The organism is Corynebacterium sp. ZY180755, assembly GCF_054331495.1.
In genome coordinates this window covers 2,146,834-2,171,366 of the sequence record NZ_CM135811.1, presented here as the reverse complement: position 1 = coordinate 2,171,366, position 24,533 = coordinate 2,146,834, and the positions used below count along the sequence as shown (strand labels likewise).

At 57.1% G+C, this 24,533-nt stretch carries 22 protein-coding genes; 11 read left to right on the top strand and 11 right to left on the bottom strand.

Going from position 1 to position 24,533, the window contains the following annotated elements; all coding sequences use genetic code 11:
• Nucleotides 1-41 precede the first annotated feature (41 nt).
• Genes ACXM2N_RS09935 through efeU form a run of 3 tightly spaced genes read right to left on the bottom strand, consistent with a single transcriptional unit; the run spans nt 42 to nt 3,410 of the window.
• Nucleotides 42-1,241: a Dyp-type peroxidase gene (locus ACXM2N_RS09935; protein ID WP_458488270.1), complete on the bottom strand. Its 1,200-nt coding sequence runs from the start codon at nt 1,239-1,241 to the stop codon at nt 42-44.
• A 1-nt stretch (nt 1,242) separates the two neighbouring features.
• The gene (gene efeO / locus ACXM2N_RS09930) at nt 1,243-2,502 is read right to left on the bottom strand and encodes an iron uptake system protein EfeO (protein ID WP_458488268.1); all 1,260 of its coding nucleotides are present in this window, start codon (nt 2,500-2,502) and stop codon (nt 1,243-1,245) included.
• Entirely contained in the window at nt 2,499-3,410 is a 912-nt protein-coding gene (gene efeU / locus ACXM2N_RS09925) for an iron uptake transporter permease EfeU (RefSeq protein WP_458488266.1), read from the bottom strand. The genes efeO and efeU overlap by 4 nt, the downstream gene beginning before the upstream one ends.
• Before the next feature lie 131 nt (nt 3,411-3,541).
• Here efeU and ACXM2N_RS09920 point away from each other — a divergent pair, with 131 nt between their 5' ends.
• From ACXM2N_RS09920 to ACXM2N_RS09905, 4 genes are all read left to right on the top strand, one after another.
• Nucleotides 3,542-5,662, top strand: coding sequence for a S9 family peptidase (locus ACXM2N_RS09920; protein WP_458488264.1), 2,121 nt, complete (start codon nt 3,542-3,544; stop codon nt 5,660-5,662).
• Nucleotides 5,663-6,139: a glutathione peroxidase gene (locus ACXM2N_RS09915; RefSeq protein ID WP_458488262.1), complete on the top strand. Its 477-nt coding sequence runs from the start codon at nt 5,663-5,665 to the stop codon at nt 6,137-6,139.
• Between the two features lie 193 nt (nt 6,140-6,332).
• Nucleotides 6,333-7,706 (top strand): hemolysin family protein, encoded by a 1,374-nt coding sequence (locus ACXM2N_RS09910; RefSeq protein ID WP_458488260.1) that lies wholly within the window; start codon nt 6,333-6,335, stop codon nt 7,704-7,706.
• Nucleotides 7,707-8,747, top strand: coding sequence for a CNNM domain-containing protein (locus ACXM2N_RS09905; RefSeq protein ID WP_458488258.1), 1,041 nt, complete (start codon nt 7,707-7,709; stop codon nt 8,745-8,747).
• Nucleotides 8,748-10,383: 1,636 nt separating this feature from the next.
• Here ACXM2N_RS09905 and ACXM2N_RS09900 read toward each other — a convergent pair.
• A complete protein-coding gene (locus tag ACXM2N_RS09900) occupies nt 10,384-11,397 on the bottom strand; it encodes an alpha/beta hydrolase (protein ID WP_458488256.1) in 1,014 nt (337 codons plus the stop codon).
• Nucleotides 11,398-11,673: 276 nt separating this feature from the next.
• Between ACXM2N_RS09900 and trhA the strand changes: the two genes are divergently transcribed.
• Nucleotides 11,674-12,360 (top strand): PAQR family membrane homeostasis protein TrhA, encoded by a 687-nt coding sequence (gene trhA, locus ACXM2N_RS09895; RefSeq protein ID WP_458488255.1) that lies wholly within the window; start codon nt 11,674-11,676, stop codon nt 12,358-12,360.
• Between the two features lie 49 nt (nt 12,361-12,409).
• Here trhA and ACXM2N_RS09890 read toward each other — a convergent pair whose 3' ends face one another.
• Together ACXM2N_RS09890 and ACXM2N_RS09885 are read right to left on the bottom strand one after the other, a co-directional pair.
• Nucleotides 12,410-12,856 (bottom strand): hypothetical protein, encoded by a 447-nt coding sequence (locus tag ACXM2N_RS09890; protein WP_458488253.1) that lies wholly within the window; start codon nt 12,854-12,856, stop codon nt 12,410-12,412.
• A 77-nt stretch (nt 12,857-12,933) separates the two neighbouring features.
• Nucleotides 12,934-13,926 (bottom strand): acyl-CoA thioesterase, encoded by a 993-nt coding sequence (locus tag ACXM2N_RS09885; protein WP_458488251.1) that lies wholly within the window; start codon nt 13,924-13,926, stop codon nt 12,934-12,936.
• Nucleotides 13,927-13,968: 42 nt separating this feature from the next.
• Here ACXM2N_RS09885 and ACXM2N_RS09880 point away from each other — a divergent pair, with 42 nt between their 5' ends.
• The 4 genes from ACXM2N_RS09880 to purM all read left to right on the top strand — a co-directional run bounded on the left by ACXM2N_RS09880 (nt 13,969) and on the right by purM (nt 18,011).
• On the top strand, nt 13,969-14,367 hold the full coding sequence (locus ACXM2N_RS09880) for a sterol carrier family protein (RefSeq protein ID WP_458488249.1): 399 nt from the start codon (nt 13,969-13,971) through the stop codon (nt 14,365-14,367).
• A 131-nt stretch (nt 14,368-14,498) separates the two neighbouring features.
• Nucleotides 14,499-15,230 carry a VIT1/CCC1 transporter family protein gene (locus tag ACXM2N_RS09875; protein ID WP_458488247.1) on the top strand — a complete coding sequence of 244 codons (732 nt, stop codon included), beginning with the start codon at nt 14,499-14,501 and terminating at the stop codon, nt 15,228-15,230.
• Nucleotides 15,231-15,381: 151 nt separating this feature from the next.
• Entirely contained in the window at nt 15,382-16,911 is a 1,530-nt protein-coding gene (gene purF, locus ACXM2N_RS09870; protein ID WP_458488245.1) for an amidophosphoribosyltransferase, read from the top strand.
• Between the two features lie 29 nt (nt 16,912-16,940).
• Nucleotides 16,941-18,011, top strand: coding sequence for a phosphoribosylformylglycinamidine cyclo-ligase (purM, locus tag ACXM2N_RS09865; RefSeq protein ID WP_458488243.1), 1,071 nt, complete (start codon nt 16,941-16,943; stop codon nt 18,009-18,011).
• Nucleotides 18,012-18,053: 42 nt separating this feature from the next.
• Here purM and ACXM2N_RS09860 read toward each other — a convergent pair whose 3' ends face one another.
• Both ACXM2N_RS09860 and ygfZ read right to left on the bottom strand, forming a co-directional pair.
• The gene (locus tag ACXM2N_RS09860) at nt 18,054-18,266 is read right to left on the bottom strand and encodes a DUF3073 domain-containing protein (RefSeq protein ID WP_458488241.1); all 213 of its coding nucleotides are present in this window, start codon (nt 18,264-18,266) and stop codon (nt 18,054-18,056) included.
• Between the two features lie 190 nt (nt 18,267-18,456).
• On the bottom strand, nt 18,457-19,485 hold the full coding sequence (gene ygfZ / locus ACXM2N_RS09855) for a CAF17-like 4Fe-4S cluster assembly/insertion protein YgfZ (RefSeq protein WP_458488239.1): 1,029 nt from the start codon (nt 19,483-19,485) through the stop codon (nt 18,457-18,459).
• Between the two features lie 86 nt (nt 19,486-19,571).
• Between ygfZ and ACXM2N_RS09850 the strand changes: the two genes are divergently transcribed.
• Nucleotides 19,572-20,510 carry an aminodeoxychorismate lyase gene (locus ACXM2N_RS09850; protein WP_458488237.1) on the top strand — a complete coding sequence of 313 codons (939 nt, stop codon included), beginning with the start codon at nt 19,572-19,574 and terminating at the stop codon, nt 20,508-20,510.
• Nucleotides 20,511-20,570: 60 nt separating this feature from the next.
• Here the strand turns inward: ACXM2N_RS09850 and ACXM2N_RS09845 are convergent, their stop codons facing one another.
• Nucleotides 20,571-21,254 carry an FABP family protein gene (locus ACXM2N_RS09845; protein WP_458488235.1) on the bottom strand — a complete coding sequence of 228 codons (684 nt, stop codon included), beginning with the start codon at nt 21,252-21,254 and terminating at the stop codon, nt 20,571-20,573.
• Nucleotides 21,255-21,344: 90 nt separating this feature from the next.
• Here ACXM2N_RS09845 and ACXM2N_RS09840 point away from each other — a divergent pair, with 90 nt between their 5' ends.
• Nucleotides 21,345-22,496 carry a diacylglycerol/lipid kinase family protein gene (locus tag ACXM2N_RS09840; RefSeq protein ID WP_458488233.1) on the top strand — a complete coding sequence of 384 codons (1,152 nt, stop codon included), beginning with the start codon at nt 21,345-21,347 and terminating at the stop codon, nt 22,494-22,496.
• Here ACXM2N_RS09840 and ACXM2N_RS09835 read toward each other — a convergent pair.
• Nucleotides 22,493-23,275 carry an LmeA family phospholipid-binding protein gene (locus ACXM2N_RS09835; protein WP_458488231.1) on the bottom strand — a complete coding sequence of 261 codons (783 nt, stop codon included), beginning with the start codon at nt 23,273-23,275 and terminating at the stop codon, nt 22,493-22,495. The genes ACXM2N_RS09840 and ACXM2N_RS09835 overlap by 4 nt on opposite strands.
• A gap of 92 nt (nt 23,276-23,367) precedes the next feature.
• Nucleotides 23,368-24,483, bottom strand: a complete 1,116-nt coding sequence (locus ACXM2N_RS09830) for an HNH endonuclease signature motif containing protein (protein WP_458488229.1) — start codon at nt 24,481-24,483, stop codon at nt 23,368-23,370.
• Nucleotides 24,484-24,533: the final 50 nt, after the last annotated feature.

The following is a 24,533-nucleotide window of genomic DNA, read 5'->3' as shown; positions in this document are numbered from 1 at the left end:
GCTCCCCTGGCTAAAGCCAGGGGAGCTAATTGCATGTGGGACTAGCCAAAAAGCTTTTGTCCCACGTACTCTCCTTCATTGGTCCCAGGTGGGACGATGAACGTGGAAGATGACTGGGTTTTCAGATATTCCACGAACATGTCATCACGCGCAAGGTTGGAGTGCACCTTGGCAAAACGGCCAGGGGAGGAGACGAAGGCTATGAAGAATAAGCCTGCGTCAAGGCGGCCAAACTCATTGCTTCCGTCAGCATAGTTATATCCTCGCCTCAGCATCTGGATTCCATCATTGTTGTCTGGGTGAGCGCGGTAGACATGGGATCGAGTGTCAATCTTTCCGCTGGAAAAGTCAGGTTCAGTGAATTCATCCCCGCCCGACAACGGCGCCCCGGTGCCTTTTGCGCGCCCCAAGACGCGGTCTTGCTCCTCCAAGCGCAGGCCATCCCATACCTCGATCGTCATGTAGATTTTGCGGGCAACCAGGTAGGTTCCGCCGCGAGCCCATTCAGGCCCGTCATTAATCCACACGTGCGTGTCTAGAAGCTCGCTGTCTTCGGCCTTCAGGTTGTTGGTGCCATCCTTTTGTCCGAAGAGGTTACGTGGTGTGGACTGGTCCTTGGTGGTGGACGAGGTACGCCCGAAACCAACCTGGGACCAGCGCAGGCTCGCGCGGCCCATGGCGATGCGCGTGAGGTTGCGGACCGCGTGCATCGCTACCTGCGGATCGTTGGCGCAGGCCTGTATGCACAAGTCACCACCGGAGATCTTCGGGTCAATGAAATCATTGACCATAGTGGGCAGCGGCTCGAACTCCTTTGGCTTCTGGTCCTTCAACCCAAACCGAGAGTCAAAGATGCTGGCGCCAAAACCAAACGTAATGGTCAGACCAAAGGGGCCGTGGTCGGCTGCCTCGCCGGTGTCCGCAGGTGGGGCGTAGGGGCTACCATTGAACGGTCCTTCTGCGGCGACTGCCTCACCCATCATGAGCCGATGAGCTGCGTATGACCAGTCCTGGAGAAGCTCCGCAACCTCCTCGTGCGTAGTCTTGTCATCAATATCAAAGGCCGCGAAGTACAGGTTTTCCTGCGCCGGCGTGATAATGCCTGCTTGATGCTGACCGTTGTGGAATGGGTATTCCAGTTTCTCTAGGGATGGGGCGCCTAGGGCTGGCTTCTCTGTGGAGCAAGCAGCCAAGGGCGCTGCGGACATTAGAGCGAGGAAACCACGGCGAGAAAGTTCCATTTTAACCCTCGAGGATAGTTGCGGTGAGTTGAGATAGTGGTTCGCGAGTGGCGTCGATCTGGTTGATGAGCTCGCGCTGCTGCTCGGAATCTACCTCGTCGTAGGATACGAATCCCTCCTCAGCGTTGCCGTACTTGTTGAGCAGTTCTTGGAGGGCAGTGAACTCCTCATCAATCCGTGCGGTGAGATCAGAGTCCTTACGCTCAGCGATCGGCTTGACCAAATCGAATGCGATACGGGCGCCATCGAGGTTGGCCTGGAAATCGTAGAGGTCCTTGTGAGACCACCAGTTCTCTTCACCGGTGACCTTATTGACGGCGATTTCCTCGAGCAGTCCCGACGTGCCGTTGGAGACGGTGGCAATGGAGACGTTGTTGGCCTCAATGAAGTCATCTGCATGGACCATCTCGTAGAGCTTGTCGATGTCCGCTACGAGGGTCTCACCAATGCGCTTGCGATCTTCTGGCGTGGATGGCTTCCAGCCGTCGTAGGCGCTGGTGCCGTCTGGCTGCACCGCATCCTTGTCAGGAACCCAGAGGTCCTTTTCCATGCGGTGGAAACCTAACCACTCGGTGAAGGTTGGGTCGTCTTCTTTGAGTGCATCGGCCTCTGCCAGGTAATCGATCTCTCGGTAGTCAATGCGTGGATCGAGGATGCCCAAGGCTTCAGCGATGGGCTCGATGCGTTCGTAGTGGAGGCGAACTGGGGCGAACATTTCCTTAGCTTTTTCGTCATCGCCGGCAATGTATGCGTCTGTTAGTTCCTTGACCAGCGGTGGAAGCTGAGCAACCTCGTTCTTAGCAAAGTTGACGTAGTCTGCTACAGCTGCCTCATAAAGCTCCTGGTCCTCACCACTGAGCTCGATCTTGTCACCGGTAACGGCGAACTTCTGTTCATCCACATTGCCGCCTCGCATGCCCGGCTTGCAGGCGGTGTAGTAATCACCAGGCTGCAGGGTGACGGTGAGATCCGCGCTCGACCCTGGGGCGATGTTCTCCTTCTCGGCGACGATGCGCAGGCCGTCAGAGGCAAGGAGGTAGAACTCTGTGGTCTGGGTGCCGTCGTTGGTAATGCGGAACGTGGTGGTACCCGACTGCGTGGATGGAGAAGATACTTCGCAGGCATCTGCGGTTGAGGAAACCGTTAGGGTGCCAGCGCTGGGAGCCTTTTGCGAGCTAGACGGTGCCTCTTCTTGGGCGTTGGAGCAGCTCGTAGCAAGAAGGGCTGCGGTGGCAGTGACAAGAATGAGTTGTTTTTTCATCGTGATACTTTCTTGTGTGATCTGGTTTTAGCGATGAAGAGGGGCAAGACGATAGCCACGTACGCAAACCACGCGCTTACTTCTAGCCAGCTCATCTGTGGTGTGAAGCCGATGGTGCCTTTGAGAACTGCGCCGAGGAAACCATCGGGGGAGATGGTGTCTTGGACATCAAAGGCCCAGCCGAATGGGAACGCAACGCCCCAGTAAGGGTAGGGGGTAAAGAACCCAGTGAGAACTTCACCCGTTCGGAAATCAGTGGGAGTAATGGGCGCCCCAGAGAACGGTCCAGGAAGGACCGCAGCCTCTTGCAGGTCATGGATGCCGTAAGCAAGGACGCCTGCGGCAACGAATATCAGCAGGAAACTGGTCCAGGTGAAAAAGGCCTGGTAGTTGAGACGAATGACATTGCGGTAGAGCAAATAACCCAAAGCCACCGCCACGGCCAAACCAATGAGCACTCCGGCAAAAGCGGCCGGTTGCATTGCCCAACCCCACAGCATCAACGTTGTTTCCAGACCTTCGCGGCCCACCGTGATGAATGCCAGCCAGAACATGGGCTGTTTGCCGGAGGCAGCGTTCAGAGCCTCTGTGGCCTTGTCTTCAATGGAGGATTTCATGTTCCTGCCAGCTTTGAGCATGACAAAGACCATGGAGGTGATCATCACTACGGCGAGAATGGATAAGCTACCGCCAATGATTTCTTGGGCCTTGAAGCTTAGGGACTGAGCGCCGAACGTGAAGAAAGCGCCCACTGCGAGCGATAAACCGACTGCGCTGATCACGCCGTTACGGACGGCTGGGAGGGCAGCGCGCTTGCCTTTCTTAACAAGGAAGGCAACCAGGATTCCGATGACGAGTGAGGCTTCCAGACCTTCTCTTAAGCCAATGAGCAACGCTGCTAGGAACATACTTAGTTCTGCCTTACTGAGGGAAACCTAACCTTACTTTATGGAAGCTACTCCTAAGTTGGCATTTAAGCAATAAGGATGTTGTGTAAAAAAATTTTTCCGCATTGCTATTACGATGAGACTTCATGAGCATGAATCCTCCGATAGCGCCAGTTCATCCCTTCACCCGCACTGTCCACGGCATTGACTTCGTGGATAACTACGAGTGGTTGCGCGAGAAAGAGTCCAAGGAAACCACGGACCACCTCAACGCAGAAAATGAATATGTGGAGCAGGAGACCGCGCACCTTGAGCCTCTGCGGGAGAACATCTACCAGGAGATCAAGTCTCGTGTGAAAGAAACCGCCATGAGCGTGCCGGTACGTTCCGGAAACTTCTGGTACTACGGTCGCACGGAGGAGGGGAAAAGCTACGGTTACTCCTGCCGCATCCCCGTCAAGCCAGGGGAGGACGCGTGGGTGCCACCAGTGATCCCTGAGGACGGTCCCGTAGAAGGCGAGCAGATCATTCTAGATATGAATGAGTTGGCCGAGGGCCATGATTTCTTCTCCCTCGGTGCATCGACCATCACCACCTCCGGCCGCTACCTCGCTTTCTCCACGGACACCTCAGGTGATGAGCGTTTCACGCTGCGAATCAAGGATCTAGACACCGGCACGCTGCTTGACGACGTCATCGAGGGCATCTACTACGGCGCCACCTGGATCGGCGAGGATTACCTGTTCTACCAGCGCGTCGATGACGCGTGGCGTTCCGACACCGTATGGCGCCACAAGGTAGGCACCGACGCCAGCGAAGACGTTCTCGTATTTCAAGAGACCGAAGACGAACGCTTCAGCGTCGGGGTCGGTATGACCCGAAGCGAGAAGTACCTCTTCGTTATGTCAGGCTCGCGCCTGACCACTGAGCTGTGGTACATGGACGCGAACGAGCCGGAGGGTGAGCTGCGCTGCCTGCACCGTCGAGAAGCAGGCGTTGAGGTGGACGTCGAGCACGCGGTGATCGAGGGCGAAGACGTGTGGGTGGTCACCCACAACAAGACCGGCCCGAACTCGGCCGTCGGCTGGACCACGGTGGAAGGGCGCGAAGAAGGCGACCTAGGGCTGGACAACCTCAACGAGTTGGTGCCGCACCGCGACGACGTCCGCATCGAGGGCGTTGACTGCTACCGCGACTTCATGCTGCTGGGCTACCGTTCCGGCGCCATCGGGCGCCTCGCAGTCATGGACCTGACCCAGGGATTCTCCACCTTTGAAGAGCTGGAGTTCGACGAGGAACTCTACACCGTGGGGTCCATGGGCAACCCTGAGTGGGACGCGCCAGTATTCCGCTTCGGCTACACCTCCTTTACCACCCCGAGCCAGGTGTGGGACTACCGCGTTGCCACCGGCGAGCGCACCAAACTCAAGGAACGGGAAATTCAAGGCGATTTCACTCCTGCGGACTACACCTCATCGCGCCTGTGGGTGACGGCGCGCGACGGAATCAAGATTCCGGTCTCCTTGGTGCACCGCGCGGATCTAGACACCACGCAGCCGAACCCAACCCTGCTGTACGGCTACGGCTCCTACGAGTCGAACATTGACCCCGGTTTTTCAATTGCTCGTCTCTCACTCATGGACCGCGGCATGATCTTCGCGGTTGCCCACGTACGCGGCGGTGGCGAGATGGGCCGTGGCTGGTACGACACGGGTAAAACAACCACCAAGAAGAACACTTTCACAGACTTTATTGACGTAGCAGAGGATCTGTTGAACAAGCGCGTCACCAGCCCAGAGATGCTGGTAGCGGAAGGTGGATCCGCCGGCGGTCTGCTCATGGGTGCCGTGGCCAACATGGCGCCTGAGAAGTTCAAGGCCATCCTCGCCGTGGTGCCGTTTGTGGATCCCCTCACCTCCATGCTCAAGCCGGAGCTCCCATTGACCATCGGCGAGTGGGATGAATGGGGTGACCCGCTCCACGAGCGCGAAATCTATGACTACATGGCCTCCTACGCCCCATACGAAAACGTTGAGGCCAAGGACTACCCAAACATTCTGGCTACCACCTCCATCAACGACACCCGCGTGTTATACGTGGAGCCAGCCAAGTGGATTGCGAAGCTTCGTGCGACCGCTACCGGTGGAAACTTCTACCTCAAGACCGAGATGGCAGCCGGCCACGGCGGCGTATCTGGGCGCTACGAAAAGTGGCGCCAGACAGCGTTCGAGTGGGCGTGGCTGATTAACCAAGCTACTGGAAAGGAACAGTAAATGAGCTTCTACGATATCCCAGTGACCATGGCCGACGGCCGTGAGACCACCATGGCCGATTGGCAGGGGCACGCGCTGTTGATCGTCAACACCGCCAGCGAGTGTGGCTTCACCGAGCAATACGAGGGCCTCCAGAAACTATTCGAGGACCTTGCCCCTCGCGGACTGTTTGTTCTTGCCCAACCATGCAACCAGTTTGGTGGACAAGAACCAGGCAGCGATGAAGAGATCGCCCAGTTTTGCCAGGTTAATTTTGGGGTGCAGTTCCCGTTGCTGGAAAAAGGTGACGTCAACGGTGAAGAGGCAACGCCTTTGTTTAAGTACCTGAAGGAGCAGACCGGCGGGGAGGACATCGCTTGGAACTTTGAGAAGTTCCTCGTCTCACCGGAAGGGGAAGTGGTAGCACGCTTCCCATCCAAGGTAGATCCGGAAGACATGGAGATCTTCAACGAGCTCGACCCCATCCTGCCGGTGTAAGTAAACACTAGGTAAACAGGGGCATCTGCGATGGATTCTGGCGCAAAAGTATTGCTAGACTGTCATTACTTTTCTAGTACCCGAGTTCAAGGAGAAAATTCTTACATTGGAGCCCCCGGAACCTACGTCGCCTAAATATCGAGCGACCAAGCTCACCTGCCGTCAAGAAGTGAAAGGGCAGGTGAGCTAAGCAATGATTTCCGCTGTTCTCCTGCTCCTCCTGGGCCTTCTTGTCATCGCAGTCATTATCGTGGCCAACGGCTACTTTGTTGCCCAGGAATTCGCCTACATGTCTGTGGACCGCACGGAGCTTCGCGCCCGTGCCGATCAAGGCGATGAACAAGCCCACGCTGCGCTCGGCATTACTCAGCGCACATCCTTCATGCTCTCCGGCGCCCAGCTGGGCATCACTGTCACCGGACTGCTTGTGGGCTTTGTGGCTGAACCCCTCGTGGGTGAAGCCATTGGCCAATTGCTCGGCGGTACGGGTATCCCCGTTGCCGTGTCGGTTGCTATTGGCACCACCGCTGCGCTGGCGATCTCCACCGTGGTGCAGATGGTCTTTGGTGAACTGTTCCCCAAGAACTACACCATCGCTGCGCCCATGAAATCCTCCCTAGCGCTGGCTAAATCCACCAAAATCTACCTCCTGATCTTTGGCCCACTGATCAAGTTCTTTGACGCCTCCTCCAATGCCCTACTCAAGGCAGTAGGGATTGAGCCAGTGGAAGATGTTGACTCCACGGCAACGGCTGAGGACCTGGGGCACATCGTTGCCAACTCCAAGGAGTCTGGCGACCTAGACGACCACACCTTCCTCGTTCTCGACCGCCTGTTGGATTTCCCAGACCACGACGTCGAGCACGCCATGATCCCGCGTTCGCGCACGGACGTGGTGGATCCGGAAACGAGCATTGAAGACGTCCGTCGCATGATGGCTACGCAGCACACGCGGTACCCAGTGATCGATGATGAACACAGCCCAGTGGGAGTAGTTCACCTGATTGACGTACTCGATCACAACGCGGACGCCGAGGCGCCAGTGAAAACCATCATGCGTGACCCCGTGGTGCTCACCGAGCTCATGAGCCTGCCCGACGCAGTAACCGCGCTGCAGAACGCAGGCGAGAAACTCGCCTGCGTGATTGACGAGTACGGCGGCTTCATCGGCATCATCACGGTCGAAGACCTAGCCGAGGAAATTTTGGGAGATGTCACCGACGAACACGATCAACCAGAGTCCGAAGACATCACCATCACCGATGAGGACGAGTGGCTGGTTGAAGGCGATACCCCAATTGATGAGATTGAACGCGCGATCGGACACGAGCTGCCAGAAGGCGACTTTGAAACAGTCTCCGGCCTGATCCTCTCTCACGCGGGTGCATTGGTAGAAGAAGGCGACGTTCATGAGATTCCGCTGGAGGCGGAGCCAGAGGACTACGTGGAAGGCGAGGATGCCCCCACGCGCCAGCTGCGCGTAGAAATCCACGAAATTGACCGAAACGTACCAGCCAAGGTTCACCTTGAATTGGTGGAAACTAAGCCAGAAGAGGAGGAGAAGTAAATGAGTTGGATCGCATCCTTGCTGATCACCATCGGAATCATTGTTCTTTCCGGCTTCTTCGTGATCATTGAATTTTCCCTCCTTGCCGCACGACGCAATCGCCTGGAAGAAACCGCGGAGTCCTCCGCGAGCTCCCGCGCAGCACTGCGCTCTTTAAATGAGCTCACGCTCATGCTCGCGGGTGCACAACTGGGCATCACGGCAGCCACCTTCGCTCTTGGCGCTATCACCAAACCGTGGGTGCACCACCTACTCATGCCTGTTTTCGAGGCACTACCAATCCCAGAAGGTGTGGCAGACGCGCTGAGCTTCTTGCTGGCCCTGTTTATTGTCACCTTCCTTCACCTAGTAGTGGGTGAGATGGCTCCTAAATCGTGGGCGATTGCGCACCCTGAGTCTGCCATCAAGATCATCGCCATCCCCGCGCGCGGGTTCATCGCCCTCTTCCGCCCTCTGCTGTCATGGATTAACCACATGGCAAACGCATTGGTGCGCAAGGCGGGTGAGACCCCAGTGGAGTCCGCGTCAGCTAGTGGTTATGACGCCAACACCCTGCAGCGCCTTGTTGATCACTCCCGAGACACTGGAACACTGGATGAGGAATCCGCCTCCCAGATCACTGGAGTCATCGCTTTGGAGACATCAACCGTGGGGGAGGCGATTGCTCACGATGATGCCCCAGTGATACTGGATTCACATGCAACGGTCAGCCAGGTCCAGGACACCGCGCGCAGCATTGGCCACATGCGTGTGCTCATGTCCGATGACACCTGGGAGACCCCGCGCTTTGTACACGTGCGTGACACACTGCTTGCCGCGCCTGGTACTACGGCGCTGGAATTCAGTAGGGAAGCTCTGGTGCTAACGCAGTCCACCACCATCCACGAGGCCTTGGACAAGATGCGCGCTGAGAACCAGCAGCTGGCCGTGGTGATACCGGACGACGGCGAGCGCCGTCTGTTGGGTGTGATCACATGGCAGTACATTTTGGGTAGATTGTGGCCGACAATCGAGGAAGAGATCGACCGCGCCCGCGCATAAAAGATATGAAAATGGCGGTTTAAGTAGCAAAAAGTGTGTCTGGGAATCGTGGTTTAGGTTACCTGAGGGTGCGTAGGCCTGCGGGGAGTGCGCAGTTCAGGTCAGGAAGTGTCCATCGAGGCATATGGGCAAACTCCTGGAGCTAAGTCAGGTACACAGTCACAGCTAGGATATTTTCAGTTTTTAAAGAATATCTGAAGCAATACTTTGGGTTTTGTCTCGAAGCCATTAAGGATGTGTACTTTTTCCATAAAGTTAATGGCAGTCGATGTCTTTAGTGAGAGTAAGTCCCTACTCTGGGAACAGTCAGATATCCGAATCCAATAAGGGTGGTTTTTTGACTGCTAAGACTCGAACTTCAATTGCTGCAGCTTCAGGAATAGCTGGTGGTGTTGGTGCTACGGCCGCTGAATGTAGCGGACAATAAGCCTTCAGTATCTACGAGATTGTGAGGAAAGTATGCGTGATGCAATATTGTTGTCTGTAGCTCTGATTGCACTGGTGATAGGCGTTGGCGTTTTTGCTTTTACGATTTCCCTTTCTGACCCGTCGACGGCGGTTCTGATTAGCTCGGGCTGCTGTGCCTTGGTTGGAGCGGCTAGTACCTTTTTAGCTGCGACAAACTATCAGAAGAATCGAAATAAGAATCGTTAGGCTGGGGCCGGCATTGTATGTCCCTCCCGAAACCTTGCAGGGGTTCGGCCATGTGGCCGATGCCAGGCCGTGTGGCGAAAGATGCCCATATAGTAAAAGGTGGTATCCGGCTCAGCGGTGATCCCCGCCACTGGTAAGAAGAAAGTTTCCAAGTTTGCCGTAATCGGCGTCTTGGAAGCCTTTTTATTGCAACACATGCTCACCGCTTCGGATTTCAAAAAAAGAAACGGCGCTGACTCGTCGCACCACGATCTATCTGCCGGACGATTCCCGGAAGAAGGTGAAGATCCGCAGTGTGGAAGAAGCGGGCTAACGTTTCCCAGATCATTGAAAACCTTGTCGTGGACTACCTCAACGATAAGTAGCGCTACAGCGTCAAGCGTTGCTATTGCTCTCAGGGCGCCACTTCGGCACATAATCCAACACGCCAAACCAGAAACGCTTTTTGCTACTTAACCCATAAAAGATATGAAAATGGCCCCAGCAAAAGCTGGGGCCATCTCCTTTTGAAAGAAAGGATGTCTCTCGAAAGGAATCTCATGCACCTTGGATTGTGCTGCAGTTAATGACGCCCCTCAACGTCCCACAGCGTTTCCCTTGGGAAAGGGAGGCCATATCCAAGAGATTGGCCCTCGACATTCTTAACGATTAACAGCCCCCACGAGTAGGGCTAGCAATCACCAATAAAGAATGCCGATCAGGTGAAGACCTGATACAACGAAGTTAACCACTCGGCAGAAAAGAAATCAACCGAATAAAATTCAGATCACATTTGGCCACCTGCGGTAACGCTGATAACGCTCATCCCTGAAAGTCAGCTGAAAACACAGTCATTTCCAGTTAGCCGGTGTTAGCTGGCGCTTTGGAAACAAAACCGATCCGGAGATTCTAAAGTTAAAAATTTGCTGGGTGCTTTCGTAGAGCCGGGGAAATAAGTAAGGGAGGAGGGCATTGCCCTCCTCCCTTAAAGCGCTGGGAATCTTTAGCCGATTGCCGGTTTGATGGTGGTGTTCCAGCTGAGCTTCAGCTGGTGCTCAAACAGGCCGAAGCTGTGGGAACCGGTAGGGGAAATGTAGCGGTGGACGTCCACACCGGCTGCACGGGCCTTGCGGGTGTATTGGTTGGAGCATTCGTTGAACAGTGCTTCAATCTGGGAAGGCCCAAAGTACTGACCAGGTGAGTTGGTGCGGTCGATGGCGCCCGGCTTGCCGGTGGCGGAGCCGATGAACACCTTGGTGCCGCGCAGCTCACCTGGGTGTGCTGCTGGGTCGTGCTTAATCCAGTCGGGGTGGCCTGGCAGTCCCCATGCGTTCTGGGAGCTGCCGCCACCGTAGGCCATCAAGGCAGTGGACACGGTGCCACCCAGCGGGCCGGAGCGAACAGGGCAACCGGAGAAGGATGCTGCGGCTTTGAAGCGTTTCTTATCGTCGCCAGCAATGTCCAAAGCGGCGCCACCGGTGGAGGACAAGCCCGCGATAGCGTCGCGACCGTTGCCGTGGAAGGTCTTGTCAATGATCGGAGGTAGCTCACGGGTCATGTAGGTGTTCCACTTGTTGGTGCCCAGGATTGGATCGTAGGAATTCCAGTCCGTGTACAGGGAAGAGTTGCCGCCCAGTGGCATCACAATGTTGACGTTCTTGTTGGCAGACCAGCGAGCAACGTCAGTGTGGGTCATCCAGTTCAAACCGCGCAGGCCACCCTGAATGCCTGGTAGCAAGTACAGGGAGCCGCGTGGCGCAGTGCCTGCCGCCACTAGGACGTTGTTGGTAACTACGCGCCTGTTGGCAGGTGACCACACTTTCAGCTTCCAGTGGTTACCGGCGATGTGGGTCTTTGATACAACGTGAGGCGTGTTTCCACGCCATGGCTCGTTGAAGCCCTCTGGAGGCAACGTGGACTGCGCGCTCGCCGTTACTGGGGCGAGGGTGCATGCTAGGGCTGTGCAGACGGCAGCTGCTGCTTTGATGATTTTTTGAGAGGCGATCTTGCTAAACACATGGCAACCCTAGCATGGATGTCACCGTGATTTGATCGTTACTGAGCACCTGATACGGAACTTACCGTGGCTTTTTACACCCACGGGGGGAGTCCTTAGTCCTTTTGGCCTGTGCAGATCCTTAAATCTGCCTGATCTCTGTGCCGTTGTTCTCGCGTGTGCTCATTGCTGGTCTGGGTTGAGGTGCCTTCTTTTCTTGGCATTGGGGGTAGTGACTCATCGTGCGAACGGAAATAAAGCTTTCTACCTACGGGGTCGTAAGTTATGATCTGTGTCATGGAACAAGGCCTAATAACGCTTACTCGGCAGATCTATGATCGTGGTCCCCGTCCGATCACTCGTGGCTGGTTCCACCTCGTGGCGGCGTGGCTGTCAGTGATATCAGGATCTGTGCTGACCACCTACGGCTTCATGACACTGCCCTGGCAGCAGGGGATGGGCGTGCTCGTCTACGCGCTCGGGCTCATCGTGTTGTTCGGTGTATCAGCTGCGTATCACCGTGGCCCGTGGAAAACCCTCCGAACCATTACGTGGTGGCGCAGAGCGGATCACGCCACCATCGCTATTTTTATTGCCTCCACCTACACACCGCTATGCCTGATCGCGCTGCCTGACCATCCCTGGCTTCTGGTTGTAGCTTGGGCGGGTGCGATAGCGGGCGTTTTCCTCAACATGGTCTGGATCAATCATCCACGCTGGCTGGACGTGGTGGTCTACCTCGCTCTTGGCTGGTTGATCATTCCGTTGGCGCCGCAGCTCTGGGAGAACGCTGGGCCAGCTGTGGTCTGGCTCCTCGTTGCCGGTGGCCTGGTTTATACGGCCGGTGCCATGACCTACGGCTTCCGCTGGCCAGGCCGCGAGGCCAAAGTTGTTGGATACCATGAGGTCTTCCACGCCGCGACGATCGTGGCCGCCGTGGTGCACCTGGTTGCCATCTGGATCGCGGTGGTGGGTGCACACTAAACCCAACAAAAAATCCCACTGCACAGTGTGCAGTGGGATTGTTTTTCCTTTAGCGGCTGACGTCCAGGACCTTGCCCTCTGGGGTGATGTCGATGTCAATGCCCTGGTGCTCTAGCTCGAAGTAGCCGTCGCCATCCCAGTCAACGCGGGCCTCACCGTCTACTGCAGCCTTAACAACAGAGTCCACATCGGCCTCGGTGAGGCCTTCCTCGGTCATCTCTCGCTCTGCCTCGGTGGAGTAGCTGGAGACGGAGGAAGGAACGTCCTTCGGGCGCTCAACACCGCGCTGCTCCTTCTGATCCTTGGATGCCGGTGCCGCTGCATCCTTGGTGGCGGTCTCATCTGCGGTAGCCTCGGCCTTTTCGGTGACGGTCTCGGTCACAGGCGCTGGGGTCTCGGTAACAGTAACTGGGGCTGAGCTGCCGGAATCGGAGCACGCAGTCATAAGGCCCAAGGCCATGACGGAGGACGCGGTTGCAATGATGAATTTCTTCACTGTTTTTCCTTTCGATTGGTTCGATACACACCATTGTGGTTGTCCCTCGAACCAATCTCCAGAAAAATGAAAGAACGCTAATTTAAGTGCTGGGCGATGCTGCGCGTCACAAGTGGCTTAGGGGCGAATTCACCGCGCAGCTTGCGGAGGGTTGCTGCATGCTCGGCAAGGCGCTTGTCCTCCTCGGTCATAGGGGTAAATGGACGAGCTGGCAGCGGCTGGGAGTTTTCGTCCATGGAAAGGTACGTGATCGTCGCGTGGATGGCAGTTTCCAGGTGGTTACGGCCACCCTTTGGGTCGCCTGAACGCACGTGGACGCTCATCTGCATACTGCGGGCATCTGCGCGCATCATGCGGGCATCTACCTCGATGAGGTCACCGATCTGGATAGGGCGGTAGAAACGGATGCCGCCCGCGTACACAGCCACTGTGTACTCGCCTGAGTACTCCATGGTGCAGGCCGCGCCGGCCTCATCGATCCACTCCATTGCCGTGCCGCCGTGGACTTTACCGCCCCAGTTGACGTCAGTTGGCTTGGCAAGGAAGCGGTTGATCAGACGCGGTGCGTCGGAAGGGCCGTCGTAGGTCTGCTTTTCCATCTCTGCCTCAATGGCGTTGCGTAGTGCGATGCGGGACTTGGCCGCGTCATGGACGCGGGCCTGTTCTGCGTCGGCAGGCTCAAAGGTGGGCACCTTCGTTGGCCTTCCGGTCTCTGGATCCTTGGCTACGAAGATGACCAGGCAATCGCAGGCGCGGGTGAAGATGCCCTCTCGTGGGTCGGCAGAAAAGACCTCGTTGACAATGTGCATGGAGGAGTTGCCGGTGAGCGCAATGCGCGAACGCACCTCCACGAGGTGCCCCGACGGAATGGGGCGAGTGAAGTGAATGTGCCCCACATAAGCGGTCACGCAGTAGGTACCTGACCACTGCACGGCGCAGGCGTATGCGGCCTTATCGATCCACTCCAACACGCGCCCACCGGACACACCATGGGCACCGGCCATGATCACATCAGTAGGGGCAGCGAGGAAGCGAAGAGTCATCTCAGGCGAGCGGGAAGAAGTAGTCATAGGATAAACAATAGTGATTTCTGCCACGCTAGGATCAATCCCATGGCAAAAAGTAATCATGACAGCGCGAAACTTCGCTCAGCGCTCCAAGCGGTCATTGACTGGGTCATGGACCCAGAAAACACACCGCGACCCAGCCGCCCCCTGCTTGCCGACGCCGTCCGCCGCAGCGTCCGCGCACTGGAACATGACGCGCCGGGGCACACCGTAGAGGTGCGCGTACCTCCTTTTGTCGCAGTTCAGTGCATTGAGGGACCCAAGCACACGCGCGGCACACCGCCCAACATCGTGGAAATGGAACCACTCACGTGGCTACGCGTGGCCGTGGGGGCCGAGGAATTTGCGGGCAATCCCAAGATCGATGCGTCTGGAACGCGCGCCCACGAAGTGGCCACGTGGCTGCCCATCGTTGCTTACCCTAACCTAAAAAAGCCCAGCTAGAGGGGTATTTAGGTAAGGATTGGCTTGGGTGCAACTCTTTTCTTTTGGTGCCACAATTTCTAGTAACAGCACAAGAACTCACGGCGCGTGGAACTTGTCCGGATCGAGCCGAACGGAAAAGAGGGATCCCAATGAGCAACACCACAGCTGCTCCCGCATACACATACGCGGAGCAGAGCATGACAAAAATTGGCAGCAAGCTCAACTGGCTGCGCGCCGGGGTGCTGGGCGCCAATGACGGCATTGTCTCCGTTGCCGGTCTGCTCACCGGCGTGGCCGCGGCGGGAGCCGGAAGCAGGGAGCTGCTCACCGCAGGCACCGCCGCGGTGATCTCCGGCGCGGTTTCCATGGCGCTGGGTGAGTACGTGTCCGTTTCCGCGCAGCGCGACACGGAGAAGGCCCTCGTGGAGCGGCAGCGCTGGGAGCTGGCCAATAGGCCGGAGGCGGAGCACGAGGAACTGGTACGGATCCTCATGCGCAAAGGCGTCGAGCGCCCCACTGCTGAGGCAGCCGCCGAACAGATGCGCAGCTACGACGAGCTCGGTGCACACCTAGAGCTGGAGCTGGGCATTGAGGAAGGCGAGTACACCAACCCGTGGGTGGCCGCAGCGGCGTCGGCAATAGCCTTCGTGGCGGGCGCGATCATCCCAATGCTTGTCGTGCTGATTGTTCCGGAGGGCGCGCGGGTCATTTCGGTGCTGCTTGCCGCGCTGTTCACCCTGTCCATCACCGGCACTGTGTCTGCGCTGTTCTCCGAGGGCAGCCACACGCGCTCTGTAGCGCGCTTGGTCATTGGCGGTGCGTTGGCCTTTGAAGTCACCTACGTCCTGGGCATGGTGCTGGGGACCTCGGTGGCTGGTTAGTACCTGTAGAAAAATGTTATCTGAACTGGGTTGCATCACGGTGCAGCCCTTTTCTGGTAGGAAATGCGCCACCTCACTGGTTATAAACAGGGGCTAGTAGACTTCGAAAAATTGATTGTTCCACGCCACCAAAGGCACTAGCATTGTCCCCGTGGCATATACAGATAAGCCGAAAGCTAGTGGCACGTTGACGCCTGCATCCGCCTTCGACGATCTTGGTGAACAAGCACCACGCGAAGAATGCGGCGTCTTTGGTGTCTGGGCACCCGGCGAAGAAGTTTCCAAGCTCACCTATTTCGGACTATTCGCACTGCAGCACCGCGGCCAAGAGGCTGCTGGCATCGCTGTAGGTGACGGAGATCAAGTCGTAGTATTCAAGGACCTGGGCCTCGTTTCCCAAATTTTTGATGAGCAGATCCTTGAGTCACTGAAAGGCGACGTGGCTGTTGGTCACACCCGTTACTCCACAGCAGGCGGAGTGACGTGGGAGAACTCCCAGCCAATGTTTCGCGTGGCAGCCGACGGCACAGACGTGGCACTGTGCCACAACGGCAACTTGGTAAATTACCTCCAGCTGCTCGATGAGGCCGCCGAGAAAAACCTGGTAAACAAGGACAAGCGCCCATCCGACTCAGATGTCATGACGGCTTTGCTTTCCGACGGCATCAAGACCTCAGGTTCCCTGTACGGAAGCCTCCAGCAACTACTGCCGCGCATGAACGGCGCGTTCTGCCTCACCATCACCGACGGCCACACGCTGTACGCGGCCCGCGACCCAGAGGGCGTTCGCCCTCTGTGCCTTGGCCGCCTAGACCGTGGCTGGGTCATCGCCTCCGAGACCTGCGCGTTGGACATCGTGGGCGCATCCTTCGTGCGCTCCATCGAGCCCGGTGAGCTGGTGGCTATTGACGGGTCCGGTGTGCGAAGCGAAAAGTTTGCCAAGCCGCGTCCAAAGGGCTGCGTCTTCGAATACGTCTACCTTGCCCGCCCAGACTCCACCATCAACGGCCGCAACGTCAATGAGTCCCGCCTAGAGATCGGCCGTCGCCTAGCCAAGGAGTATCCTGCCGACGGCTGCGACCTAGTCATCCCAGTTCCTGAATCCGGTAACCCCGCCGCCGTTGGCTTCGCGCAGGCATCCGGCATCCCGTTCGGCCAAGGCTTGGTCAAGAACGCTTACGTGGGGCGCACCTTCATTCAGCCATCTGACACCCTCCGCCAGCTGGGCATCAGGCTCAAGCTCAACCCGCTGCGTGAAGTAATCCAAGGCAAAAAGCTTGTGGTTGTGGACGATTCCATCGTTAGAGGCAACACCCAGCGTGCACTGATCCGCATGCTGCGAGAAGCCGGTGCCGCCGAAGTTCACGTGCGTATCGCCAGCCCACCAGTAAAGTGGCCATGCTTCTACGGCATTGATTTTGCATCCCCAGGCGAGCTCATCGCTAACGCTGTCACCAGCGATAACGAGAAAGAAATTGTAGATAGCGTGTGCGTCGCTATTGGCGCAGACTCCCTGGGATTCGTATCCACGGAACAAATGGTAGAGGCAACCCAGCAGCCGCGAGAAAACCTGTGCTGCGCATGCTTCGACGGCGAGTACCCCCTGGGCCTGCCGGCAGGAAACCACAACGCTGAACTGGTATCCGCGCTCAAGCGCGGATCCTGTGGTGGCGTCGAATAGTAATAACCACAATCAAGGAACACTTTTACATGACTGAGAACAAGGACACTTCAGTTTCCTACGCGGCCGCTGGCGTAGACATCGAAGCCGGCGACAAGGCTGTTGAACTGTTCGCGCCACTAGCCAAGAAAGCTACCCGCCCAGAAGTACGCGGCGGACTAGGCGGCTTTGCCGGCCTGTTCGCGCTGGGGAAGTACCGCGAACCCCTGCTAGCTGCAGGCTCCGACGGCGTGGGCACCAAGCTCGCCGTTGCGCAGGCAATGGACAAGCACGACACCATCGGCATCGACCTCGTTGCCATGTGCGTGGACGACCTAGTCGTGTGTGGCGCAGAGCCGCTGTTTCTGCAGGACTACATTGCCATCGGCAAGGTAGTGCCAGAGCACGTCGCACAGATCGTATCCGGCATCGCAGAGGGCTGCGTCCAAGCGGGATGCGCCCTGCTGGGCGGCGAGACCGCTGAACACCCAGGCGTGATGGAGCCAGGTGACTACGACGTATCCGCCACCGCCGTGGGCGTAGTCGAGGCAGACGAGCTCCTCGGCCCAGACAAGGTCCGCGCCGGGGACGTCGTCATCGGTATGGCATCATCCGGCCTGCACTCCAACGGCTACTCACTAGCCCGCCACGTCCTGCTGGACAAGGCAGGCCTGCCGCTGGACGGCCACGTGGAGGAACTGGGCCGCACCCTTGGTGAGGAAATGCTGGAGCCAACCAAGATCTACGCCCTCGACTGCCTCGCACTCGCCGATGAATGCGAAGTCCACACCTTCTGCCACGTCACCGGTGGTGGCCTAGTAGGCAACATGGTTCGTATCATCCCCGACGGCCTGGTGTGCGAGATGTCCCGCGCCACCTGGACCCCAGGCCCAATCTTCCGCTACATCGAATCCGTGGGCAAAGTGCCTACCGAAGAGATGGAGAAGACCTTCAACATGGGTGTTGGCATGGTGGCCGTTGTCTCCGCCAAGGACCGCGACCGCGCGCTGGCCATGCTGGCGGCCCGCCACATTGATGCATGGGAACTCGGCACCATCCGCCACGCTGGCGACGACGACACCGACAAAGTAATCCTCAGCGGTGCCCACCCGAACTACTAAACACAAAAAAGCGAGGCCCTAGGGCCTCGCTTTCTTTAGTTATTACTTAGAGGCGGAATCGTCCTCATCCCAGTCAGCGTACTCGGCGTACTGATCGTCGTAAGGAAGATCATCATAATCGTGATCATGATCCTTAGCGCTAGGGGAACTTCCCGCCAGCTCCCGCTGCAACGAATCCAAATCCATGTTTGGAGTGTTGTACTTCAACTGACGTGCAACCTTGGTCTGTTTTGCCTTCGCGCGACCGCGACCCATGGCATGACCCCCTTGTTATGTGCGGAGCGAACTTGGGAATTTAGATGCTCCGTGGGCTTCATTTCAATATATTCCTGTTAGACACAATAGCGGTAAACACACGCGTTTGTCTCCCCAGACAATTGACCTGCGGAAACGCCAAGAGTTTTCCTCACTTTCTCCCCCTAAGGTGGGTAGTAGTGGTTTCGCTCTAGAGTCCCTTCAACTTATTGATCGCAGCCCGGCCAGCCTGAATTCCCGTCTCCTTAGGCAAAGAATCTGGGTCGATGGATAGTGCCGTCACACCACAGAGGAGTTCGGGTGCGTTCAAAGAGCTGCGCTTGATCAGCGCGAGCGCAATAGGGCCGTAATCCATATCGTGCACAACCGTGCCCATACGGCCAACCTTCCGGCCTCCGGAGGTGATGGACTCACCCGGCTTCGGCTGTTCAGGGGAAGAACCATCAATATGCACCATCACCAGCGCACGCGGCGAGCGCCCCAGATTTTCCACGCGCGCAACCGTTTCCTGACCGCGATAGCAGCCCTTATTCAGGTGCACCGCCTGCTTGAGTAGGACGGGGGACTCATGAGGAATGGACTTTTCATCCATATCAATTCCGATTTCCGGAACAAGAGCCTTCACGCGCTCAGCCGTGTACGCCATCAAACCCACCGGCTTGACACCATCAGCAATAAAGGCTTTGGCCGTGGACAGGAGCTCAGAACGGGGAACAAACACGTCCGTCGAGTCCACCATCTCTCGCACTAACCCATGAGCCTTCGGGCGATCAGGGCCAACCAGAGTAAGGATGGCCACGTCCGCCTCCGTGATCTCCACCTTGGACCAAAAAATCATCTTGGTGAGATAATCAAAAAGCGAATCAAACTGAGGCGCCGGAACATCGAGATAAAACACCCCGGCGTGCGTAAGCACGCCCATGTGATGCAGGACGTGGCCGTGGAGATCAAGATCCAAGGCGGCGGTGTGGGCGTCGGAAAGCGAATCCAATTTCTGGCTCAGCAAATTATTCAAGAACGTGCCAGCATCTTCGCCCTCAACCTTGATGACCCTGCGGTGAGAACGATCGACAACACCAGCGCCAATGCTAAACGCCCGCTGCTCCACCAACGGGTCACCATAATGCCACGCAACCCCGCGGTACTCAGGAAGATCCTCATCACCATGAGGGGCAGCTGCGCCACTAAGAACAAGCAAGTCAGAAGAATAGTCAGCCATAATGACCCATCATAGTGATTTAACAAAGACGGGAGATTTGCTCACAACGGTCACGCAACAACCAGCAAAGGGGCATAATTCTAAGTATGGCTGCGCAGAATCCAACACCAGAACCAATCATCATTGCCGTTGAGCCATTTGGCGGCTCAATCCGTGATCACCGAGCACAACTCCCGCTCGTGTTCTGGGACGACGCCCTCGTCACACGCGGTGACGGCGTCTTCGAAACACTCCTCATCACCGGCGGAAAAATAGCAAACTTCGACCGCCACGCGGAGCGATTCAAAAAATCAGCCAAACTACTAGACCTACCTGAACCATCCCTCGACTACTGGCGCTCAGCAACCAACGAAGCCGTAGAAAAATGGAACAAAATCTCCGACGGCGACGCCAAATGCACCTGGACCTACTCCCGCGGCCGTGAATCCACCCAAGTGCCAACAGCCTGGCTCACCGTCACCGCAGTACCAGAAACAACACTCCACCAACGCCAAGAAGGCGTCAAGGTCCTCACCAGCCCGCGCGGCTACGTGCTCAACACCGGCCTGCCTACCGCACCAAGTGAAGAACCAGGCGGAAAAGACAACCCCACCCCGCCATGGGCCATCGTGGGAGCAAAAACGCTCAACTACGCCGCCAACATGGCGGCACTGCGCTGGGCGAAGTCACACGACTACGATGACGTCATCTTCACGGAAGAAACCAAAGAAGGCGAGCGCATCCTAGAAGGAGCCACCTCCACCGTGGTAATCGTACGCGGCGACAAGCTGCGCACCCCGACCCCAGGAAACGGTGTACTCGCAGGAACCACACAAGCAGCCCTATTCGAATATGCCTCCCAACACGGATGGCGGTGCAAAGGCAAAACCCTCTACATCGAAGACCTAGAGAAAGCAGACTCCGTCTGGCTGGTCAGCTCAGTACGCATGGCCACCCGCGTTCGGCGGCTAAATGACAAGAAGCTACCCAAGCCGGACAACGAAGCAGAGATCAAACAACTCATCACCAACGCACTCAGCCAGTAACAAAAAGCCCTGCTACCTTGCTCGTTGATGATTGGTAGCAGGGCATTCTCATACGACGAATTAGCCGATCACGCGCTGAAGCTCAGCGGACATGCGTGGGTGCATATCCTCACCCATCAGGCGCTCATCCACCCAACCCAGGTTATTGTTAGGCATCAAACCGTACAGGCGACGACCTGGGCCCAAGTTAGCTGGGCCGGTAGCAGTAACCATGGTGGAAGCAGACTCAACCTGCCAAGCACGCTCGTTCACCGGCTGGCCGTAGTAGATCTCCACCGCGCCGGAAGCGTGGGTGACGACAACCTCAATCTCGTCCTCCAAGTTGATGCGCCAGAAGCCCACTTCACGCTCGTCTGGGCCAACTGCGTTACCCTCATCGTCCAACTTCCAGGTGCGGGACTCAAACTTAATGTAGTTCTCGCCATCGTGAGAGAACACAATCTCCTGGCCGAACGCGTACTGGCCCTTATCGGGAGTATCCGCCTGACCAGAGCCACGCCACACACCGATCAGAGGCAGCAGGGCGAGGAGGCCATCGTTGAGGGATGGGCCCTCACGCAGGTTAGCGGTATCATCCGCAATGGGAAGCTCGCCCAAGCCCGGAATGTTGCGGGCAGAGGTGCCCTTCCACTGCTCAGCCGCGCGAGCTACAGCGTCATCGCCGGTGAGGTTAACGTTTGGCTGCTGGCCAGCGGCAGCAGCATCAGCTGGAGTATCAGATGCTGGATTAATGTTTTCGCTCATGAGGAACTAGCGTAGCGCAGAGCGTGATGTAGTGCGATTTTGGAGCCCCAAACCTATAGCTGAACCAAAATTACAGTAGAGTAGTGAGCTATGAAAGCACTGCTGATTCAGAATCCAAACTCCACCAGCCAGACTCCCGAGCTGTTCTCCCGCATAGTCCCTATCCTTCGCGGCGTTGAAGGCCTAGAGCTGCTGAGCGTTTCCACTACGCGCCCAAACCACGCCAAGGACATGTGCGCGCAGATCATGCAGCGCAAACTGGGCAACGCACAGCCCGTAACAAAACTGGAAAGCCCAGACGCCAAGACTTTAGAGGACTTTAACCCAGCGCTGGAGCAGTTCGATCCAGACATTATCATCGCCGTAGGTGGCGACGGCACCGTTAACGAGATTATTAACGGCCTGCTTGGTGAGTACGAAGCCGGTAGCGATAAACCAAACGTAGACGTTGATCGGCTACCAACCCTCGCCGTTATCCCAACTGGTTCAGCCAACGTTTTCGCCCGCGCACTGGGCTTCCCAGGCGAGCCGACCTATGCCGCCGAAGTCTTGGCGGAGATGATTGCGCAGAATAAGACCCGCCTAGTTGACCTAGGAACATGGGATAACAACTGGTTCTGCGTGAACGCAGGCTTTGGTATTGATGCGGACGTGATTGCTGGTGTTGAGCGTCTGCGCAACAAGGGTTTCTCCGCGACCCCACTGCGCTACCTGCGCGTCACGTCGCGCGTGTGGCGCAGGATCCTCGACACCCCGCCAACCATCGACGTCCGCGCCACCGACCGCGAAGGCAAGACCTTTGAGGCGCAGGGCCTACCAATCTTGATCGCGTCCAACACCAACCCATGGACATTCCTAGGCCCACTGCCAGTGGTGACCAACCCACGTAACTCTTTCGACTTGGGCCTTAGCCTATTCGGAATCAAAGATCTCGACGGTTTGGCAGGCGCCGCAAGCCTCATGCACCTATTCGGCGCAGGCCACGGCGGCCTCCTGGAGCGCCCAACTGAGAAGATTGTCAAGCAGCGCATCGAGATGTTTGACGACGCCATGGACGTAGACCTGGATTGCCACGAGGAACAACGATTCCAGGTGGACGGCGAGTATGCAGGCAAACTGGAAAGCGTCCACTTGGGTGCTGTACCGGAGGCCATCAAGGTGTATGCCCCAGATGAGCAGGTGGATGCAACGCCAGTTTCCAAGGTGCGTCAGCTGCTGGGCTTCTTCGACATCCGTATCTAGGACATTTCCGTCTTCACCTGATCAGCGGTGTCAGGTGAGACGATTGGTGACAGGTCCGAGAGACGGACGATGACGTTTCTCTCTTGGGCCTGGAAGAACACGGTTCCGCCGGACAGGAATACGTAGCTGGCTTGGGCACCCATGGGCAAAGTGTTGGTATTGAACTCAAGCTGGAAAGCGTCAAAGATCTTGTCTCTCTGGGCGGGGTCGCCCTCCACCAGCTTCACAGGGGTGAGCTTGAAGGTAGGACCCACCAGCCTCAGGGTGGCTTCAACGGCAACTTCCTCATCAAAACCTGGCGGCGTGCCACGAAGCTGGGCTTCGTTCGCGTTTCCGCCAGCGGGGGAGATGTCATAGGGATTGGAAATATCCAAGTCCTTGATTTCTAGGAGATCGCCCAATGCTACGGCGTCAAGGCCGACGTTGCGGGAAATCAGCGCCGCACGGGATCCGTCAATGCGCCCTGTCTGCAGTTGCTCGTCGGTGACGCTGACATCCTGAAGGATCGTGTTGGTCCGCACCATTCCAAAAATTGGGACGGTCACGTCAGAAATGCCCACGCGCAATTCCCTGATGTTACCGGTGAAGTGCACCGTGGTGTAGGGAAAGGTTTGGATGCTCACGTTGGGCGTGATTTCAAGGCGGGCGTGTTCGCGCACTTCCTGTGAAATAGCCTGTTCGGTGCGGGCTGCGAGGGCGGAATCACCCACCCATGCAACGCCAGCTACGGCCGCTAGAGCGGCGACAGTTACGGAGGCTACTTTCCCTGCTTTACTCACCTTATAATCTTTACCATTAAAGCCTGCAATATAGCAGCGCCTGTAGCCGTAGCACCTTGAGGTGTTACGGCTGTTGTGTGTTTTTGGTGGGGTTATCCGAAGATTTTGCTGCAGCCACCGAGCATGGCGAGCGGGTGCTGGTTTCGTCGATCCGGTAACCCATAAGCAGACACCCAGTAGGCAAACGGCCCGCGTTTTTCAATATGGCCGTGGATTGTGGTCCACCAGTCATCATCGTTGATCCCGTTGTGGTAGGCACACAGTGGCACCAAATTCTTGATGTTGGTGTCGCCACCGTTTTTCCATGCCACTACGTGGTGGAGTTGGCAGTCATCGAACGCCACCGTGCAGCCTGGTGCTACGCAGGTGGGGTTTTCCGCGAACGCCGCAAACCGTTGTTTCTGGTTGGCAAACCGTTGTGTGCGGAACATATTCAGGGTGCCTTCTTCTTCATCCACCAGAGCAACCAGCCCATAGTCTGTTAGTAGGCGTTCTAGGTATTCTTTATCGGATAAGACGGTGCCGTCAGAGCACACCACTTTAATGCCGTCACCTTTACCGCGGATGATCTTGGCGTGTTCTTCTACGGGAACAACTACTAGTGGTGTGTAGCCGCCTTGGGGCACGTTGGCGTCGCCGCGGAGGAGTTCGGCGAAGGCTTCACCCCGGGCCTGATTCTTCGTTTTGTCGGAGTCTTGTTCCATGATGGTGGCAACAGACTCTTTGAGGCTGCGGTTGATGTCGGCGAGTTGTGCTTGTGGTGCGGTGAAGTACAGGGTGCCCATGCCGTCGGCACCACGCACAATACGCATAGCGGTGTCTCGCCTGGCGGGTGGTTGTTTCAAGTCTTTCACCCGCTTCAACGCGAGTGTGTTGATCACCGCAGCAGGCCGTGGTGTGTTGGTGAGCTCGCGCCACAGGACCCATTGTTCGCGTTCAGTAGAAAGTTTTTCTACGTGCCGGCGGATCATGGTGAGCACGGAGAGGGAGAACCCGTGGGCAATGGCGGCTTCCCGTGTCTTGCGTTGCTGCATGCTGTACCGAGTCTTGCCATACAACCAAGAGGCAGTGCCGATGAGTTCTTTCGCGTCGCGTGGAGCGATGGTGTCAAACTCCCAGTGTTTCCGGCCGTGGAATGCGCGCAGCAGGATGGCACCGCTTCCCATGGCGGTGAGGTAGTCCTGGAGTGCTGCGTGTTCATCGGTCATGGCCCCAACGCTAAACACAAAAATGTGTGAAGGAAACTAGGGCCTCAAAT